Consider the following 2,235-nt stretch of genomic DNA (forward strand, 5'->3'; position numbering starts at 1 on the left):
TCTATTTTGATTCGGAAGATAAGATCATTGCCACAACCTTACGTCCTCGTGCCCAATTAGGTACTTGTGCTTATTTGAAGGTGATTGATATTAATTCTGTAGGTGCTTTTCTGGATTGGGGATTAGAGAAAGATTTATTGGTGCCTAAACCGGAACAACAGCGGCCTATGGAGAAAGATAAATCTTATATTGTTTATCTAAAGCAAGATAATAAAGACCGTATAATTGCTAGTTCTAAAGTCGATCATTTCCTGGATAAAGAGCCTGCTTATTTTAAGCAAGGAGATAAGGTTGGCTTATTAATTGCTGAGAGCACTGAGCTAGGAAAAAAGGTAATTATTAACAACAGTCACTGGGGTTTAATTCATACCGGAGATATTTTCCAGACTTTAATTTATGGAAAAAGACTGACAGGTTATATTAAAACAATGAGAAATGATGGTAAGATTGATGTGGTTTTAAGAAAAATAGGCTACGAGGGTATTAATGAACTCGCGCATCGTATCTTGATGAAATTAGAAGAAACTGGGGGCTTCCTTCCCTTGCATGATAAAAGTTCACCGGAGGAAATTCAGCAGTTATTCGGTGAGAGTAAAAAAAGTTTCAAAAATGCTATTGGCCATCTTTATAAACGTGGCGATATTTGTATCAAAAAAGAGGGGATTTGTCTTCATAATAAAAGTCAAAGCAAATTACTTTAAAGTAGTTTTAGCATAAATCTTATATAAAAGCTGTATTAGGATGTCGCTCGGCAAGCTAAAAACGCAATTTTGGCTATGGCTAAAGGCATTCGAATTAATAATTTTTTCTTCTAATAATATCTCACTTATTTAGCGAAACTTTTTACGTGTTATTTTTCATGCGTAGGCCCTGATGTTTGGCTTAATTGAAGGTATTTTTGGTGAAAATTTTGAACAGAAGTTTTTAATTTCTCAAGTCTTAGGTCATTGACCAAAATGTCATTGGCATTCTGTATATACAAATTAATATTGGGCTGCGCGGCTAAAATTGCCAAAGCATCTTCTCTACTGCTCTGATCTCGTTGTATGATTCGAGATATTTGCGTATCTATTGGTGCATTAATTAGTAAAATCCTATTGATATAAGGGTAGTTTTTTTTATCGATTAGCAGAGGGATTTCTACGATACAATAGGGTCCTCGACATGAGATAACTTGTTGTTTAATTTTTTGTCGAATCATGGGGTGCATTAACTGTTCAAGCCAATAGCGCTCTTTGGGATCAGAAAAAATAATGCTTCTTAGTCTTCTCCGATTAAGTTCACCTTCTTTATTTAATATTTCTTTGCCATAACGCGTGATAATTTTCTTGTAGATGGTCTGATTTTTTGCGGTAAGTTCCTTGGATATTTTATCAGCATTAATTACTTGAACTCCTAAGTTAATAAATAGCTCGGCCACCGTACTTTTACCGCTTGCTATACTGCCTGTTAAACCGACACAATAAACCATCAATTTTTAAATCCATGGAGATTAACGCAGGTTATTAAATTAATATAACAGCTTCCAGGCAGGAAGCTTTTTTGCTGGCAATAAGCCTTAGCAGCCAATGCTGCATCGTCACGTTGCGAATAGAGGTTGCTTCGCCAGGGTGTCGCTGTTTTGTCTAAAGCGGTGCATCTCCACATAGATTTAATGTTAACTCCTTCAATAAATTCTTCGCAGCTCGTTAGGGCTATTCTACAAGAAGCAGGTAAAGCACTTTCTTTTTTGCAGGAGGAAAAGGCAAAATTTAGTGCTATTTTCCGATAAATACTTATAGCGGCCCATCGTTTATTCGCTCCATCCAGAGAAGTACATCGCCAGTAATTTCCACTAATTATCTGTTCCGCATAAGTTGTAGCAGAAAAAATAACTAACAATAAAAGAGAAGAGCGTGCGCTAAAATTCATTTTTTTCTCCGTGAAGTATTTTCGGGTTTGTCGACACTTCCCTAGCTTGAGCCAAAATCAACTAATTTTAGAGCACCAAAGCACATCATACATGAATAGCATCGGAGTGCAAAAAATCAGTCCATTTTGGCCAAGATAGTAGAAATATCAACTGACCCTAGCCAAATCAATATGTGCATTATTTTTAAAACTAAATATAAGACTCTTTTATAGAGTTTAAAGTGATTTCTGCTAATTTCCCAATAATTTCTTTATGAGTATTTAATGGTGGTAACCAATACAGTGTATTTCCTATTGGGCGTATTAGTGCCCCCTTAATTAAGG

General features: G+C 35.7%; 3 protein-coding genes. 1 reads left to right on the top strand and 2 read right to left on the bottom strand.

Annotation, left to right across the window (positions count from 1 at the left end):
• Positions 1–701, top strand: a 701-nt coding sequence (locus WA877_RS06240) for a CvfB family protein (protein WP_425170064.1), incomplete at its 5' end; no start/stop codon positions are given.
• Positions 702–850: 149 nt separating this feature from the next.
• On the opposite strand, the gene coaE is transcribed toward WA877_RS06240, so the two are convergent.
• Together coaE and WA877_RS06250 are read right to left on the bottom strand one after the other, a co-directional pair.
• Entirely contained in the window at positions 851–1,471 is a 621-nt protein-coding gene (gene coaE / locus WA877_RS06245) for a dephospho-CoA kinase (RefSeq protein WP_425170066.1), read from the bottom strand.
• A complete protein-coding gene (locus WA877_RS06250; protein WP_425170065.1) occupies positions 1,471–1,911 on the bottom strand; it encodes a hypothetical protein in 441 nt (146 codons plus the stop codon). Before WA877_RS06250 ends, coaE begins: the two co-directional genes overlap by 1 nt.
• Positions 1,912–2,235 lie beyond the last annotated feature (324 nt).

This window comes from Legionella sp., assembly GCF_049790535.1.
Classification (GTDB): Bacteria; Pseudomonadota; Gammaproteobacteria; order Legionellales; family Legionellaceae; genus Legionella.